At 31.9% G+C, this 1,731-nt stretch carries 1 protein-coding gene; it reads left to right on the top strand.

What is annotated here, in order from left to right; all coding sequences use genetic code 11:
* Positions 1-327: 327 nt before the first annotated feature.
* A partial coding sequence (locus AC061C_RS15720) for an Ig-like domain-containing protein (RefSeq protein ID WP_478291954.1) occupies positions 328-1,731 on the top strand: 1,404 nt, incomplete at its 3' end.

The raw sequence follows: 1,731 nt of genomic DNA, 5'->3' as shown, positions 1-1,731 counted from the left end.
AAATAATTATTTAAGATAAAACATTTATTTAGATAAATTATTTAAACAAATGTTTCCAAAATTTTATATCTAATGCTTGGAACTTTTTATAAAATTATTTCAAACCTGATAATCACAAATAAATCATTTCACTATTTATATTAACTTTTATAAATTATTATGTTTAAAATACTCTTGAAAAATTTAAAAAAGATTTTTTTTTAACATCTCAAATACTGGAAAATCATGAATAAAATTACTTTAAAAATAAGCAAAAAAATATATTTTATTCTTTTTCTATTAGTTTCCCTCAATTCATATTCACAAATACCAAAATTCACAACACCTATGTTAATATCTGGAACCGATAAAACAGTCGGTGCCAAATATCGTTATCCCGCTGTTACCAATGTTGATGGAACTGATGTCGATGCTATTGTTACCATTGTTAAAATAACCAATGCTACAATTGTTGATGTTGATAATCTGAATAATGGAGGAGGAAGTCTAAAAGATAGATTTCAACCTGTGATTAGTACGTCTCAAGTCAACGGAAATGTTGAATTTCAATTTACGTTCTATAAAGGAGGAACATTTAACACAGCACAACAATTAAAAATTGATTTAAGCTCTTTTATTTTAGAAGTTCTTGATTTGGACGGAAATGAATTTTTTGATGTTGCAAGACCTAATAACGAAAACTATACACTTGAATCTAACAGTTTTATAACCGTTAGCACAATAACGCCATATACTAGGTTTCAAGGACCGAGCAATTCGGTTGACCCTATAAGCATCGCAAATACACGTTACATAGCTGCTATTAATTTTGGAACTCTCAATGCAATAAACTTTCGACTTGGCAATAGCAGTCGGTCTAGTAATAGACAAAGTTCAATAAGTTTTGGGGAAGTACGTTTTACTATTCCTAAAGCGCCCATAGCAAATGATGATTCTAGTGCATGTAAATTGTATGGTTCAGTAAATCAAGATGTTACCACTAACGATGTCGATTCGAATCAAAATATAGATAAAGTAACCGTAGATTTAAATCCATCTCAGTTTGGAATTCAAACTTCCTTAACGGTATTAGGACAGGGAACTTGGTATGTTAACTCCAGTGGAATAGTAACTTTTGTTCCGTTAGCTAGTTTTAAAAATAATCCAACCCCTATTAATTATACCATTAAAGATTTAACTGGATTAATATCAAACGAGGCTAAAATAACGATCACATTTGTGCCAAATCAACCAACAAGTAACGGTAATATTTCTGAATGTGAAGCAACACCAATACAGACACTAAATGCAAATACTGCTTTATCATCAACTACTGGTATAACTTGGTATGATTCCGCAACGAATGGAAATATTGTTTCAAATCCTACTTTAAAAACTGTGGACTCGATAACTTATTATGCAGAATATTCAAATGGTACCTGTTCAAGTTTAAATAGAACAGCTGTTAAATTAACAATTACACCCGCAATCGCTTTTACTGCAACTCCTACTCAACCCAAATGTTTTGGTGAAAAAGGATCCGTAGTATTAAGCACGCCAACAGGGGGAACTGGAACTGTTACTTTCAATGCAACTGCTACAACTAATTTAGCTGCCGGAAATTATACCTACACCGCTACTGATGCTAACGGTTGTTCTAAATCAATAACGGTTACTATCAAAGCGGCTCCTGCTGAAATCGCTTTTACTGCAACTCCTACTCAACCCAAATGTTTTGGTGAAAAAGGATCC

The sequence above is a fragment of the Flavobacterium sp. GNP010 genome (assembly GCF_056428945.1).
This window is presented reverse-complemented; position numbering and strand designations above follow the sequence as displayed.